1 protein-coding gene is annotated in these 344 nt (G+C 36.0%); it reads right to left on the bottom strand.

The window, feature by feature from the left end:
* The coding region (locus C2M25_RS06870) for a hypothetical protein (RefSeq protein WP_158679690.1) at positions 1 to 212 on the bottom strand (212 nt) is incomplete at its 3' end.
* Positions 213 to 344 lie beyond the last annotated feature (132 nt).

Below are 344 nucleotides of genomic sequence, written 5' to 3'. Positions count from 1 at the left end.
AAGGAAACGGCAGGGGGTAATGAATTAATATGTGACGCGATATCCAAACCAGCAAACACACTATCAAGGCCATGAATTGCTAAGATAGATATTTCAAGGAAGCTTTCAAATATCCAAATAGCCAGATCTTTTAATAGTTCTAACACTGTTAAAACGATGCTATATAAAAATTCTTTCGCTTCATTCCACGTTTCTTGTAACCAATCAAGCATGACTTAACCTCCAAAAATCAAACGGCGACAAAGAAAAGCCGCTGAAATTAAAATAAACACTTTAAGAATTGCTAATAGGCCAGCATCAGGAACGGGAAGTTCAGAACAACCAAAATCCATAAATTGACCTAA

The organism is Pseudoalteromonas sp. T1lg21 (assembly GCF_002964625.1).
Classification (GTDB): Bacteria; Pseudomonadota; Gammaproteobacteria; order Enterobacterales; family Alteromonadaceae; genus Pseudoalteromonas; species Pseudoalteromonas gelatinilytica.
Note: the sequence above shows the minus strand (reverse complement) of the source record. Positions and strands in the feature narration are given on the sequence as shown.